This window comes from Kribbella italica (assembly GCF_014205135.1).
GTDB classification, from domain to species: domain Bacteria; phylum Actinomycetota; class Actinomycetes; order Propionibacteriales; family Kribbellaceae; genus Kribbella; species Kribbella italica.
The window spans coordinates 3,842,762-3,855,012 of sequence record NZ_JACHMY010000001.1; the positions used below are offsets into that span (position 1 = coordinate 3,842,762).

At 70.5% G+C, this 12,251-nt stretch carries 14 protein-coding genes and 1 tRNA gene; 5 read left to right on the forward strand and 10 right to left on the reverse strand.

Going from position 1 to position 12,251, the window contains the following annotated elements; translation table 11 throughout:
• Positions 1-47: 47 nt before the first annotated feature.
• From HDA39_RS17730 to HDA39_RS17740, 3 genes are all read right to left on the reverse strand, one after another.
• Positions 48-518 (reverse strand): hypothetical protein, encoded by a 471-nt coding sequence (locus tag HDA39_RS17730; RefSeq protein WP_184796373.1) that lies wholly within the window; start codon positions 516-518, stop codon positions 48-50.
• Positions 519-597: 79 nt separating this feature from the next.
• Positions 598-1,119: a hypothetical protein gene (locus tag HDA39_RS17735; protein ID WP_184796375.1), complete on the reverse strand. Its 522-nt coding sequence runs from the start codon at positions 1,117-1,119 to the stop codon at positions 598-600.
• A gap of 43 nt (positions 1,120-1,162) precedes the next feature.
• Positions 1,163-1,357: a PspC domain-containing protein gene (locus tag HDA39_RS17740; RefSeq protein ID WP_184796376.1), complete on the reverse strand. Its 195-nt coding sequence runs from the start codon at positions 1,355-1,357 to the stop codon at positions 1,163-1,165.
• A 166-nt stretch (positions 1,358-1,523) separates the two neighbouring features.
• On the opposite strand from HDA39_RS17740, the gene HDA39_RS17745 reads away from it, so the two are divergent.
• Positions 1,524-1,595: transfer RNA gene (locus HDA39_RS17745), tRNA-Arg, on the forward strand.
• Between the two features lie 5 nt (positions 1,596-1,600).
• Here HDA39_RS17745 and HDA39_RS17750 read toward each other — a convergent pair.
• On the reverse strand, positions 1,601-2,737 hold the full coding sequence (locus HDA39_RS17750) for a glycosyltransferase family 4 protein (protein ID WP_202893029.1): 1,137 nt from the start codon (positions 2,735-2,737) through the stop codon (positions 1,601-1,603).
• 151 nt (positions 2,738-2,888) lie between these two features.
• Here HDA39_RS17750 and HDA39_RS17755 point away from each other — a divergent pair, with 151 nt between their 5' ends.
• On the forward strand, positions 2,889-3,740 hold the full coding sequence (locus HDA39_RS17755; RefSeq protein ID WP_184796380.1) for a PhzF family phenazine biosynthesis protein: 852 nt from the start codon (positions 2,889-2,891) through the stop codon (positions 3,738-3,740).
• A 91-nt stretch (positions 3,741-3,831) separates the two neighbouring features.
• Here HDA39_RS17755 and HDA39_RS17760 read toward each other — a convergent pair whose 3' ends face one another.
• The 4 genes from HDA39_RS17760 to HDA39_RS17775 are packed head-to-tail and all read right to left on the reverse strand — an operon-like array spanning position 3,832 to position 7,061.
• Positions 3,832-4,881 carry a lipoate-protein ligase LplAB gene (locus tag HDA39_RS17760; protein ID WP_184796382.1) on the reverse strand — a complete coding sequence of 350 codons (1,050 nt, stop codon included), beginning with the start codon at positions 4,879-4,881 and terminating at the stop codon, positions 3,832-3,834.
• Positions 4,882-4,917: 36 nt separating this feature from the next.
• Positions 4,918-5,496 (reverse strand): maleylpyruvate isomerase family mycothiol-dependent enzyme, encoded by a 579-nt coding sequence (locus HDA39_RS17765; protein WP_184796384.1) that lies wholly within the window; start codon positions 5,494-5,496, stop codon positions 4,918-4,920.
• 24 nt (positions 5,497-5,520) lie between these two features.
• Positions 5,521-6,732 carry a sigma-70 family RNA polymerase sigma factor gene (locus tag HDA39_RS17770; RefSeq protein ID WP_184796386.1) on the reverse strand — a complete coding sequence of 404 codons (1,212 nt, stop codon included), beginning with the start codon at positions 6,730-6,732 and terminating at the stop codon, positions 5,521-5,523.
• On the reverse strand, positions 6,729-7,061 hold the full coding sequence (locus HDA39_RS17775) for a YciI family protein (RefSeq protein ID WP_184796388.1): 333 nt from the start codon (positions 7,059-7,061) through the stop codon (positions 6,729-6,731). The genes HDA39_RS17770 and HDA39_RS17775 overlap by 4 nt, the downstream gene beginning before the upstream one ends.
• A gap of 165 nt (positions 7,062-7,226) precedes the next feature.
• Here HDA39_RS17775 and zwf point away from each other — a divergent pair, with 165 nt between their 5' ends.
• Complete coding sequence (gene zwf / locus HDA39_RS17780; RefSeq protein ID WP_184796390.1) at positions 7,227-8,726, forward strand: glucose-6-phosphate dehydrogenase; 1,500 nt, start codon at positions 7,227-7,229, stop codon at positions 8,724-8,726.
• Here the strand turns inward: zwf and HDA39_RS17785 are convergent.
• Positions 8,723-9,322 (reverse strand): TetR/AcrR family transcriptional regulator, encoded by a 600-nt coding sequence (locus HDA39_RS17785; protein ID WP_184796392.1) that lies wholly within the window; start codon positions 9,320-9,322, stop codon positions 8,723-8,725. The two genes, zwf and HDA39_RS17785, sit on opposite strands and share 4 nt — an antisense overlap.
• Positions 9,323-9,419: 97 nt before the next feature.
• Between HDA39_RS17785 and HDA39_RS17790 the strand changes: the two genes are divergently transcribed.
• Positions 9,420-10,169, forward strand: coding sequence for an SDR family NAD(P)-dependent oxidoreductase (locus tag HDA39_RS17790; protein WP_184796394.1), 750 nt, complete (start codon positions 9,420-9,422; stop codon positions 10,167-10,169).
• A 125-nt stretch (positions 10,170-10,294) separates the two neighbouring features.
• Here HDA39_RS17790 and HDA39_RS17795 read toward each other — a convergent pair whose 3' ends face one another.
• On the reverse strand, positions 10,295-11,167 hold the full coding sequence (locus HDA39_RS17795; RefSeq protein WP_184796396.1) for an LLM class F420-dependent oxidoreductase: 873 nt from the start codon (positions 11,165-11,167) through the stop codon (positions 10,295-10,297).
• Between the two features lie 155 nt (positions 11,168-11,322).
• Here HDA39_RS17795 and HDA39_RS17800 point away from each other — a divergent pair, with 155 nt between their 5' ends.
• A complete protein-coding gene (locus HDA39_RS17800; protein WP_184796398.1) occupies positions 11,323-12,201 on the forward strand; it encodes a LysR substrate-binding domain-containing protein in 879 nt (292 codons plus the stop codon).
• The last annotated feature ends 50 nt before the right edge of the window (positions 12,202-12,251 follow it).

The following is a 12,251-nucleotide window of genomic DNA, read 5'->3' on the forward strand; positions in this document are numbered from 1 at the left end:
CACAGGCCGGGACCCTCCGCCACCTCAGGCGTGTCCCGCACCACGAGTCAGGCGGGGCTCAGGCGCAGGATGGCGAGGGTCTCGACGCCGTTGCCCGCGGGATGACGCTGGTTGACCGTGACCGTGACCACGTCGAGCTTGCCGATCCGCGCCCGGTAGCCGGGTTGCTGGCCGATGCTGCCGGCGGTGTCGGGGCTCGCGCCGGTGAAGTCGACGCCGCTGGCGGTCGCCTTGCTGACCACGAGCGTTCCGAAACCGGCCACGCTCTGCTTCATCGGGACGCGGGTGCCGGTGCGGACGTAGATCTCGCAGGTGGCGTCCTTGCAGGCCGGGTAGTTGAACCCGTCCTTGGCGTACGGGCCGGTCGGGGTTGCGGACGACGGGACGGCGGACGTCTCCTCGGGCGGCGGCGTACCCGGCGTACCGGCCGGGCCTGCGCTGGTGTCGCTCCCGCCGCCACAGGCTGCGGTAAGACTGACCGCCAGGACGGCGGCGGCCAGGGGCGTACTGGTTCGCATGCGCTCAGCCAAGCGTAAAGGGCGGGTCACCGGCCGCAGTCTGCCACTTTCCTGCCACCCCGCGTTCCATCAGGTGGACCTACCGGGTCACGGTGACCTGAATCTTGCTCTGCCGGACCAGCTTGGTGTCCCACGAGGCCGGCCGGCCGTTCAGCTCGACCGTGACCGTTCCGCACACGTCGCCGACGCATTCGGCGTCGTACCGGACGCCCCAGAGCTGGAAGAACTGGCGCAGCGTCGGCCGCTCGGCCTTGGTCTTCGCCTCGACGTACACCAGGCCGTCGTCGGTGTGCGTGTGCACCGCGGCCTGCTCGGCGCGGACCCGGTCGACGCCGATCCCGGCCGGGATCTTCACCGCCTGGCCGTCGAGGGTGAGCGCGAGGTTCACCGTGTACGGCATCGGGCCGCTGAAATCGAGCGGCAGGCGTTCCATCCCGGCCTGGTCGATGTAGGAGACCGCGTCGCGCGGCGCGTCCCACGGCGGCGGCCCGACCCGGGTCTCGGCCGGACCGGGCGGCGCCGGTCCGACCTGGCAGCCGGCCGCCACCACCGGGAGCACCGCCAGGACGACGGCGGCGAACACCCGGCGGCCTGCTCTCATGGGGAGCAGGGTTTCACGGCGGCCCGCGGGGTCGTGCAGGTGGTCAGGCCTTGTCCTCCGACGGCATCAGGAACCACAGCACGATGTAGATCAGGAACTGGGGGCCGGGCAGGATGCAGCTGATCACGAAGATCAGGCGCATGGTGTTCGGCGTGGTGCCGAACCGGCGCGCGAGTCCGGCGCACACGCCGGCGAGCCAGCGACCGCGGGTCGGACGAACCAGAGTGGTGGAGGCCATGAGGTCGGCCTGCCTTTCAGTAGGTGGCATTACGACCACTATGACGTCCGCCCGTCCCGGGAAGATCCCGCCGCGCGGAGGAGCCAGGGACCACTCAGGGTCATCCCGGCCCCTGCCCGATTCGGGACCTGAGGACATCACCTGATACTGTTCTGCTCGTTCCTGAGCCCCCGTAGCTCAGGGGATAGAGCACCGCCCTCCGGAGGCGGGTGCGCAGGTTCGAATCCTGCCGGGGGCGCAGAATCAGTAACCGAGGGCCTGGGTTTTCACCCGGGCCTTTCGTGTTTTCTGAGAGACACCGCGGGTTTTGAGGATCTCTGCGTAGTGATCCAGGATCACGTCGCCCGCCGCCTCCCAGGTGCGCGTCACCGCCGTGGCCCGCGCCGCCTTACCGAACGACGCGCGCAGGTCAGGGGACGCGACCAGGGTCCGCACGGCGTCGCGTACGGCGTACTGGTCGAGCGGGGGCACCAGGTAGCCGGTGCGGCCGTGGTCGACCAGGTCCAGCGGGCCTCCGGCGGCAGGGGCGACGACAGGCAGCCCGCTGGCCATCGCCTCCTGGACGGTGAGGCCGAAGGTCTCGAACGGGCCGGTGTGGGCGAAGACGTCCAGGGACGCGTAGATGCTCGCCAGGTCCGCGCCGGTACGCCGGCCGAGGAACACCGCGCTCGGCAAGGCGTTCCGGAGCTGCCGGCCGGTCGGGCCGTCGCCGACGACCACCACCCGGACGCCGGGCAGGTCACAGGTTGCCCTGAGCAACTGGACGTGCTTCTCCGGCGCCAGGCGGCCGACGTACCCGACCAGCACCTCGCCGTTCGGCGCCAGCATCCGGCGCAGCTCCTCGTCACGGTGCCCCGGGTGGAAGCGGACGGAGTCCACGCCGTGCGGGCAGATGTGGACCCTGGGGATGCCCTGCGCTTCCAGGCTCAACTTGGATGCCGTTGACAACGCCAGGGTGCGATCGGCCGCGGCATGCACCGACCGGAGGCGCCGCCACGCCACTGTCGGTCCACCAGGCAGTCCGCGCAGGTAGGCGTTGGAGTACGCCGCCATGTCGGTCTCGTAGACCGCCAGCGTCGGCAGGTCCCGGCGCCGGGCGGCGGTCATCGCGCGGGCGCCCAGCAGCACCGGGCTGGACAGGTGTACGACGTCCGGCCGGTGCGCGGTGATCGCCATCGACACCTCGCGGCTCGGCAGCACCAGCCGCACCGACGGGTAGCCGGGCCAGGACACGGCGGGGATGCGGACGACCGGGCACACCTCGTCCTTGGCCCGCCCGTACTGCGGTGGCGCGGCCGGAGCCACGACCAGCGGGCGGTGACCCCGTCGTACAAGGTGCTCGGTGACCCGGAGGGCCGTGTGGGCGACGCCGTTGACCATGGGCGGGTAGGACTCTGCGACCACGACGACCCGAAGCGGCTCGCTGATGACGACTTCTCCCTCGCTGAGGTGACCAGCAACTTGTAGTGGCCCCGCATGTCCGGAACGTGACCCACTGATGACCGCAGCCTGTCGGTGCTTGGATAGGCCCATGACTGTGCTGCGCTACACCGCCTTCACCACCGACCCGGCCGGCGGCAATCCCGCCGGCGTCGTGCTCGACGCCGCCGACCTGAGCGACGACGCGATGCAGGCGATCGCCGCCGACCTCGGGTACTCCGAGAGCGCGTTCCTGACCCATGGACCGGAAGGCGCCGACGGCGTGGTGCCGATCCGCTACTTCTCACCGCAGGCGGAGGTGCCGTTCTGCGGGCACGCGACGGTCGCGACCGCCGTCGCGCTGGCCGAGCAGATCGGTCCCGGCGAGGTGACGTTCTCGACGCCGGCCGGGCTGGTGCCTGTGGTGGTCGAGCAGGGCGAGGACGGGCTGCGCGCGACGTTGACGAGCGTCGAGCCGTCCGTCGAGGCCGTGGGCGATGTCGCCGACGTGCTCGACATTCTGGGCTGGAAGGACGAGGAGCTGGATCCGGAGCTTCCGCCGTACGTCGCCTACGCGGGAGCGCGGCACCTGGTGCTGGCGGTGTCGACGCGGGAGCGGCTCGCGGACCTGGACTACGACTTCGACCGGCTGCTGGCGTACATGCTGGAGCGCGATCTGACCACGCTGCAGCTCGTCTGGCGGGAGTCGGCGACGGTGTTCCACGTGCGCAACCCGTTCCCGGTCGGCGGGGTCGTCGAGGACCCGGCGACCGGTGCGGCGGCCGCCGCGTTCGGGGCCTACCTGCGCGAGCTCGGGCTGGTGAAGGCGCCGGTCACGCTGCTGCTCCGCCAGGGTGACGACCTCGGCCGGCCGAGCCGGATCGAGGTCGAGCTCCGCGACGGTGACACCCGCGTGCGGGTCAGCGGCAACGCCGTGGTCATGGGGCCTCCTGGCCTGGACTGAGGAGAGAGGGAGCGAAGCGACCGAACGACGAGGGAAGGCCAGGAGGTTCAGCCCCATGACCCGCCGAGCCGGAGGCGAGGCATCAGCACAGTCATGGGACCTGCCTGAGCCATTCCTCGGTACCGAACTTGTCGACCACGCGCTGCTCGGCCTCGGCGACGGTCTCCGCGGAGATCTCGCCAGGCGCCAGGCCGTAGCGCCCGCGGAACGACGCGACCATCCGGTCGATCACGTCGGCGCGCTCGAGGCCGGTCTGGCTGCGCAGCGGGTCGACGCGTTTGGCCGCGCTCTTGGTGCCCTTGTCGGACAGCTTCTCGCGGCCGATCCGCAGCACCTGCAGCATCTTTCCGGCGTCCATGTCGTAGGCCATCGTCACGTGGTGCAGCACCGCGCCACCGGCGAAACGCTTCTGCGCCGCGCCCGCGATCTTGCCCGCGGGTGAGGTGATGTCGTTGATCGGCTGGTACGTCGCGTCGATGCCGAGGTCGTTGAGCGCGCCGATCACCCAGTCGTCCAGGAACGCGTACGAGTCGACGTACGACAGGCCGGAGACCAGCGACTCGGGGACGTAGAGCGAGTACGTGATCGTGTTGCCCGGCTCGACGAACATCGCGCCGCCGCCGCTGATCCGGCGGACGACGGTCACGTCGTGCTCGGCCGCGCCGTCCAGGTCGACCTCGTTGTGCAGGGACTGGAAGCTGCCGATGATCACCGCGTTCGACGCCCACTCCCAGACCCGCAGCGTCGGCGGGCGCTCCCCCGACCCGACCTGCTCGGTCAGCACCTCGTCGATCGCCATCTGCAGCGCGGGCTCCCGCGGTACGTCGTGCACGAACTCCCACGGATGGTCGTGCCAGCCGGTCGCCCCGGTCAGCGCCCGCCGTACGGCGACCGCGACCGCCTCCGGCGAGAACCCGAGCATCTCGACACCGTCACCGAGCACCGCCTTGATCCGCGCAGCCACCTGGACCGCGGGCAGATCGGTCGGCGTACCGGCCAGCGCCGCGTTGATCCGCTGCAGCGCGTCATCGGGCTCGAGGAAGAAGTCCCCACTGATCTGCGCCCGCAGCACCGTCTCGCCGAGAACCTCGAGATCGGCCACCACGAGCTTGCCACCGGGGACCTTGTACTCACCATGCACGTCTGTGACAACTCCGCGGGCGGCGCGGTTGTTCCCTCAGGCGGGCAGACGCCGCCCGCTGATCCTCAGCAGCAGGTTCTCGGCGGTGTCCTCCACCACTTCCCCGGCGCCCAGGGTCCAGTCGAGGTCGGTGGCCTGGAGTTGAAGGCCGGTGAGGTCGACGCCGAAGTACTTCAGGTGTTTGGGGTTGGCGCCGGCGAGGACGATCCGGAGGCGGTCGAGGGGGACGTGGCGGTTGATGCCTAGGGCAACGGTGAGGTCGAGGCCGTGGATGACGTCGTGGGAGAGGGCGCCTTCGTAGCCGCCGCCCGGGGGTTTCCACTGGTGGTGGATGTTGGCTTCCAGGGTGTCGGTCAGCTCGGTCGGGGTGAGTTCGGCCGCGTCGGCGCGGGCTCGGCGGTCGGCCATCCGGTTGAAGTTGCCGCGGCTCTTCAGCATTTCCTTGAGGACGCGTGGGGTGGAGTAGCGGTACGGCATCACGATGTGGGCCACGAGCTCGCGGACCCGCCACCCCTCGCACAGGGTGGTTCGGTTCCAGTCGTCAGCGGACAGGTTGCGGAGTACGGCGACGAGGTCGGTGCGCTCGGCGGCGATGGCTGTCTGAACGTCGGTCATGCCCTATCGACGTACAGCCGAGGCCTAGACGGACACCTGGTCCAGACGGCGTTGCAGGTAGGTCTGCTCGGCCTCGGTCTTGGTCAGGTCGAGCGCGGCTCGGTAGGCGTCGGCCGCCTCGGCCTGGCGGCCCAGGCGGCGCAGGAAGTCGGCACGGGTCGCCGGGAGCAGGTAGTAGCCGTCGAGGCCTTGCAGGTCGTCCAGCAGCTTCAGTCCGACCGCTGGGCCGTCGGCCATGCCGATGGCAACGATGCGGTTGAGCCTGACGATCGGCGTCTGCTTCAGCTGCGCGTACAGGGCGGCGATCTGCGGCCAGTCGGTGTCAGCAGCCGTCGGCGCGGTCGCGTGGCAGGCGGCGATCGCCGCCTGCACCTGGTACGGGCCTGGCTGCCGTCGATTCAGTGCCGCGTCCAGCAGGTCGGTGCCCTCGGTGATCTCGTCCAGGTGCCAGCGGCTGCGGTCCTGCTCGTCCAGCGTGACCAGTACGCCGCCCGCCGACCGTGTGTCCCGCCGGGCGTTGTGCAGCAGCATCAGGGCCAGCAGTCCGCCCGCCTCCGGCTCGTCCGGCATCAGCCGCACCAGCAGCCGTGCCAGGCGGATCGCCTCCGCGGCCAGCCCGTCCCGTACGAGCTCGGCGCCGGCAGTGGCGGCGTACCCCTCGTTGAAGAGCAGGTACAGCACAGCCAGTACGGCGGGAGTCCGCTCAGGCAGCAGGTGGTCAGGCGGCACCCGGTACGGGATGCCCGCGTGCTTGATCTTCTGCTTGGCTCGGGTCAGCCGCTTCGACATCGCCTCCTCCCCCACCAGGAACGCCCGCGCGATCTCCGCCGTTGTCAGCCCGGCCAGGGTCCGTAACGTCAGCGCGACCCGTGTCTCCATCGCCAGCGCCGGGTGGCAGCAGGTGAACATCAGCCGCAGCAGGTCGTCCTGCACGACGCTCTCCGGCTCCTCCGGCCAGTCCTCAGCACCAGCCATCACCGCCACCTCTCGCAGCTTCGCGGCCCCGACCGCCTCACGCCGCATCCAGTCGATCGCCCGCCGCCGGGCCGTCGTGGTCAACCAGGCGCCTGGCTTGTCCGGTACGCCGTCCTCCGGCCAGCGCCGCAGCGCGATCGCGAACGCCTCCTGCACACACTCCTCGGCCACCTCCCAGTCCCCGGTGACCCGGATCAGCGTGGCCAACACCTGGCCCCACTCCTCCCGGAACACCCGGTCCAGCTGGTCGGCCACGCTCACTCGAACGGTCCCTCCAGCACCGGGCGGATCTCGATCGTCCCGTACGCCGCCGCCGGGTGCTTGCCGGCGATCTCGATCGCCTCGTCCAGGTCCGCGCACTCGATCAGCACGAACCCGCCGATCTGCTCCTTGGTCTCCGCGAACGGCCCGTCGGTCAGCAGCAGCTCGTCGTCGCGCACCCGGACGGTGGTTGCCTCCTGCGGCGGCCGCAACCCCGCGCCACCACGGACGACCCCACGGGCCTCCATCTCCTCGGACCAGCCGCCACACCCGTCCTGCGCGTGCGCCTCGGCCGACTCGTCCCCACAGATCATCAACAGGTATTTCATCGGACTCCTCTCCACACCCCACCGACGAACAGACCCACCCGCCCCGGACACCTCACACGGTAAGTCTTCTGAACGTCACCTGAGCCTGCCCTGATCGGCAACCTGTGATGCCTACACTGAATCCGTTTGTGGCTGTGCCGTGAGCGTGATCCGTAGGAGGACCGAATGCCCGACTCCCGTAGCCAGACGATCGCCTACCCAGCGCCCGGCGCGCGGCCGTCGCGGCGGGATCTGGAGCCGCTGGCGCCGCACGTCATCGTGCTGTTCGGGGCCACCGGCGACCTGGCCAAGCGGAAGCTGCTGCCGGGACTGGCCTACCTGCAGCAGAACCGGTTCGCGCCCGACGTACGGATCATCGGTACGGCGACCGAGGAGCTGACCACCGAGGAGTTCCGGGCCCGCGCGCGACTGGCGATCGACACCTTCGGCACGCACAAGATCACCGAGGAGGAGTGGGAGCAGTTCTCCACCCGCCTCACCTACGTGTCGACCACCGCCGGGCCGGCCGCGCTGGCGGCCGCGGTGAAGGAGGCCGAGACGCTGCTCGGGCCGGACGCCTGCCGCCTGCACTACCTGTCGGTGCCGCCGAAGGCCGCGCACTCGGTGATCCAGATGCTGCGCGACGCCGACCTGGTCGACCGGGCCCGGGTGGTGATGGAGAAGCCGTTCGGGGACAACCTGCAGACCGCGATCCAGCTGAACGACTTCGTGCACGAGACCTTCGACGAGTCGCAGATCTTCCGGATCGACCACTTCCTCGGCAAGGAGGCGGCGCAGAACATCCTGGCCTTCCGGTTCGCCAACGGGCTGTTCGAGCCGATCTGGAACCGCAACTTCATCGACCACATCCAGATCGACATCCCCGAGGAGCTCGGGCTCGACCAGCGGGCCACCTTCTACGAGCCGACCGGCGCGTTCAAGGACATGGTCGTCACACACGTGCTGCAGGTGCTCGCGTTCGTCGCGATGGAACCGCCGACGGCGCTGGAGCCGCGGGCCATCTCGGAGGAGAAGAACAAGGTCTTCCGGTCGATGCTGCCGATCCAGCCGACGGACGTCGTCCGCGGTCAGTACGGCGGGTACCGCACCGAGGACGGCGTCGCGCCGGACTCCGACACCGAGACGTTCATCGCGATGAAGGTCGGGATCGACAACTGGCGCTGGGCCGGCGTGCCGTTCTACCTGCGGACCGGCAAGAAGATGGCCGAGGGGATGCGGATCATCTCGATCGCCTTCAAGGAGGCACCGAAGACGATGTTCCCGGCCGGCTCGGGTGTCGGGGCGCAGGGTCCGGACCACCTGACCTTCGACCTGGCCGACTCGTCGCGGGTGTCGCTGTCGTTCTACGGCAAGCGCCCCGGGCCGGGGATGCGGCTGGAGAAGCTGTCGATGCAGTTCTCGACACAGGAGACGGAGTCGGCGGCCGACGTACTGGAGGCGTACGAGCGGTTGATCCTCGACGCGATGCGCGGGGATCACACGCTGTTCACGACCGCCGAGGGCATCGAGTCGCTGTGGGAGAACTCGACACTCCTGCTCGAGGACCCGCCGCCGGTCAAGCCGTACGCGCCGGGCACCTGGGGACCGAACGCGATCCACCAGTTGATCGCGCCGCGGGCCTGGCGGCTGCCGTTCGAGCGGGAGTGGCGCGAGCAGAAGAGCTAGCGCGGACGACGCAGGTCGTCGATCGCCTCGGTCAGTGCCGTCTCCAGGTAGGTGATGCGGTCGGTGGCGACCAGCATGGTGGCGCCGCCGTTGACCGCGGTGAGGATGGCGGTCGCCGCCCTCACCGGGTCGACGGACCGGTCGATCTCGCCTGACGCGCGCAGCGCCTCGACGCCGTCGACCAGGTACTCCAGCCAGCGGTCGAGCAGGTCGCCGACGATCTGACGGGTCGTCGCGTCGCCCAGACCGAGCTGCCCGACCAGGGCCGACAGCGCGCAGCCGTCGCGCTGTTCGTCGTACATCTTGAGCACGCGCCGTCGCCACGCCTGCCACTTGCGCCAGGTGGTGAGGTCGCCGAGCTGCGGCATCTGCTCCGCGATCACCTGCTCGGCCTCGCGGCGCGCGACCGCCAGCATCAGGTCGGCCTTGCCCTCGGGGAAGTAGTGGAACAACTGGCTCTTGCTCGTCGCCGTCGCGGCCCGGATGTCGTCGAGCCCGACGTTCACCACGCCCTGCTCACGGATCAGCAGTGCGGCGCCGTCGACGATCCGCTGCCGCGTCGCGGCGCCTTTCGCGGTCAGCACACGCTCCTCCATACCCTCAGCCTACTGGCGAACCCCTTTGGACCGATGGGTCCATTCTGCGTGCTACTTTGGACTCATCAGTCCATTCTTGAGCGAAGGAGCAGCTGCCATGCGTCTGGCAGGCAGGACGGCCCTGGTCACCGGGGCCACCAGCAACATCGGCAGGGCGATCGCGGTCGCGTACGGCGCCGAGGGGGCGCACGTCGTGGTCACCGGCCGCAACGCCGAGCGTGGCGAGGCGGTCGTCGCGGAGATCCGCGCGGCCGGCGGGAAGGCGGACTTCGTCGCCGCCGACCTCGACGGCTCCCCCGCGGCCGCGCAACAGCTGGCTGAGCAGGCGACCGCCGTCCTGGGCGGGCGGATCGACATCCTGGTCAACAACGCGGGCGCGCTCGACGGCGCCGGGACGACGACCATCGACGAGGCCGCGTTCGACACCGTGTACGCGGTGAACGTGAAGGCGCCGTTCTTCCTGGTCGCGACGATCGCGCCGGCGATGGCCGCCGCGGGCGGCGGGACGATCGTCAACCTGGGGTCGTGGGTCGCGCGGCTCGGCGTCCGGGGTGGTACGGCGTACGCCGCGTCGAAGGGGGCGCTGGAGACGCTGACGCGGGCGTGGTCGGCGGAGTTCGGGGCGTCCGGCGTACGGGTCAACGCGATCTCGCCGGGGGTCGTGCACACGATGGCGGATCACCCGGCCGCGGGGATGATGGCCGGTACGCCGGGTGGTGACGTCGGGCATCCGGACGACATCGCGCGGGCGGCGGTGTTCCTGGCGAGCGACGAGGCGAAGTTCGTGCACGCCACGACGCTGGACGTCGACGGCGGACGGATCGGCGTCGCCACCTTCGCCGCCTGACCCGCGGCTGGGCCGGCCGCTAGCGTCCGAAGAACCCGCATGCGTCCGAAGAACCCGAGGCTATAGCGCACTCTTCTTCGGACGCATGCGGGTTCTTCGGACGCTGCGGTTCGGCGTCGTACGGGTCAGAAGGCCGCGGCGACCGGGATGACGTCGGCGCCGATGCGCTCCAGGCCGTCCAGCTTCTGCACGTCCGGGACGAACCCGAGCGCGACCTGGATCCCCAGACCGTGCAGGCGACCGAGCTCGTCGATCAGCTCCTGGGTCTTCTCGCCCTTCTCGCCGGTGTCCAGCGGCTGGTACACCGTCTTGGTGATCTCGTCGTAGTCGCGGCCCTCGGTCTCGCAGTGCCGCTTCAGGACGTCGAGCTTGTGCTCCAGCTCGGGGGTGTTGAACAGATTGCACGCGTCGGCGTACTTCGCGACGAGCCTCAGCGTCTTCTTCTCGCCGCCGCCACCGATCATGAGCGGCGGGTGCGGCGTGCTGAGCGCCTGCGGCGAGTTGAGCAGCCGCGTGGCCTGGTAGTGCTTGCCCTCGAACGCGCTCTCGTCGTCGGACCACATCTTCAGCACGTACTGCACGGTCTCCTCGAGCCGCTCGAACCGCTCGGCCAGCGGCGGGAACGGGAATCCGAGCCCACGCGACTCGTCCTCGTTCCAGCCCGCACCGAGTCCGAGGATCGCGCGCCCGCCGGACAGCACGTCCAGCGTCGTGACCGCCTTGGCGAGCAGCCCCGGCTCGCGGTAGTGCACGCCGGTGATGACCGTGAGCAGCTTGGCCCGCTCGGTGTTCGCGGCCAGGAACCCGAGCGCCGTGTAGGCCTCGAGCATGTCGTTCTCGACCGGCCCGACGGCGCCGATCTGGAAGAAGTGGTCCATCACGGCGAGGTAGCCGAATCCGGCCTGGTCCGCGGTGCGGGCCACGGCGGCGAGCTCCGGTCCGAGCGCGCCGGGGCCGTTCGGCCAGGTGAAGTCTGGGATCTGCAGACCGATGTCCATCAAGGTGTCCTCTCGTTGCCTTCAGTGAGCTGTCAACACCGGGCCGTCGCCGATGCTTCCTGACTTCGGGAAAAAACGGAGGGGACCGTCCGGAACGGGCGCGTCCGGCGTCCTGCCGCGCGGACTACGGTGAGGGCCGAGCGGAGGTGAGCGGCGTGGACGCGCGGCAGTTGGAGTACTTCCTCGCGGTGGTCGACGAGGGCGGCGTCAGCCGGGCCGCGCAGGCGTTGCGGATCGCGCAGCCGTCGCTGTCGCAGGCGATCCGGACGCTGGAGCGCGACCTCGGCAGCGACCTGTTCCACCGGGTCGGCCGGCGGGTGGTGCTGACTCCGGCCGGTCAGGCGCTGATCGAGCCGGCCCGCCAGGTGGTCCGCGGGATCGCATCGGCCCGCGCGAGCGTGGAGTCGACCGCCGGGCTGCAGGCCGGGCGGGTGGAGATCGCCGCCATGCCGTCGCAGACCGTCGAGCCGCTGAGCAGCATCATCGGCGCGTTCACCCGGGCCTATCCCGGGCTCTCGGTCGGTATCCGCGCGGCGCCGACGGCGGACGTCGTACTGGAGCTGGTGCGCTCGGGCGTGACCGAGCTCGGCCTGCTGGGGACCGCCGTGCCCGCGAAAGCGGCCGGCGTACGGCTGGAGCCGGCCGGTGTGCAGCGGTTCGTCCTGATCTCGCCGCCCGACTCACCGTTCCCCGACGGAGGCCCGGTACGCCGTGAGGCGCTGCGCGGCTGCCGCCTGATTGTCGGGCAGACGGGGACGGGGATGCGGCGGCTGGTCGACGAGATCCAGGCGGACGGGATCGACGTGACCGCCGTGGTCGAGTCCGAGCACCGCGAGGCGATCCTGCCGCTCGTGCTCGGCGGCGTCGGGTACGCCGTCCTGACCGACTCGTGGGCGACGCTGGCCCGGCAGGCGGGCGCGATCGTGTCGTTGCTGGAGCCGGCGGCGTACCTGCACCTCTCGCTGGCGAGCCGGACCGCCGCGCTGACCCCCGCCGCCGAGGCGTTCCTCGAGGTTGCCCGGGACAACTTATAGGCGCGGCCTATCGGTCCGGTCGGAAACTGGTCTTGGACCCGGCCCGCCGG

What these genes read in the sequence shown, in the direction of transcription:
- HDA39_RS17755 (WP_184796380.1), top strand. Translation starts at nt 2,889, where the DNA reads ATGACTGTGCTGCGCTACACCGCCTTCACCACCGACCCGGCCGGCGGC.
- HDA39_RS17790 (WP_184796394.1), top strand. Translation starts at nt 9,420, where the DNA reads ATGCGTCTGGCAGGCAGGACGGCCCTGGTCACCGGGGCCACCAGCAAC.
- HDA39_RS17765 (WP_184796384.1), bottom strand. Translation starts at nt 5,496, where the DNA reads ATGACCGACGTTCAGACAGCCATCGCCGCCGAGCGCACCGACCTCGTC.
- HDA39_RS17740 (WP_184796376.1), bottom strand. Translation starts at nt 1,357, where the DNA reads ATGGCCTCCACCACTCTGGTTCGTCCGACCCGCGGTCGCTGGCTCGCC.
- HDA39_RS17795 (WP_184796396.1), bottom strand. Translation starts at nt 11,167, where the DNA reads ATGGACATCGGTCTGCAGATCCCAGACTTCACCTGGCCGAACGGCCCC.
- HDA39_RS17750 (WP_202893029.1), bottom strand. Translation starts at nt 2,737, where the DNA reads ATGGTCAACGGCGTCGCCCACACGGCCCTCCGGGTCACCGAGCACCTT.
- HDA39_RS17775 (WP_184796388.1), bottom strand. Translation starts at nt 7,061, where the DNA reads ATGAAATACCTGTTGATGATCTGTGGGGACGAGTCGGCCGAGGCGCAC.
- zwf (WP_184796390.1), top strand. Translation starts at nt 7,227, where the DNA reads ATGCCCGACTCCCGTAGCCAGACGATCGCCTACCCAGCGCCCGGCGCG.
- HDA39_RS17735 (WP_184796375.1), bottom strand. Translation starts at nt 1,119, where the DNA reads ATGAGAGCAGGCCGCCGGGTGTTCGCCGCCGTCGTCCTGGCGGTGCTC.
- HDA39_RS17730 (WP_184796373.1), bottom strand. Translation starts at nt 518, where the DNA reads ATGCGAACCAGTACGCCCCTGGCCGCCGCCGTCCTGGCGGTCAGTCTT.
- HDA39_RS17785 (WP_184796392.1), bottom strand. Translation starts at nt 9,322, where the DNA reads ATGGAGGAGCGTGTGCTGACCGCGAAAGGCGCCGCGACGCGGCAGCGG.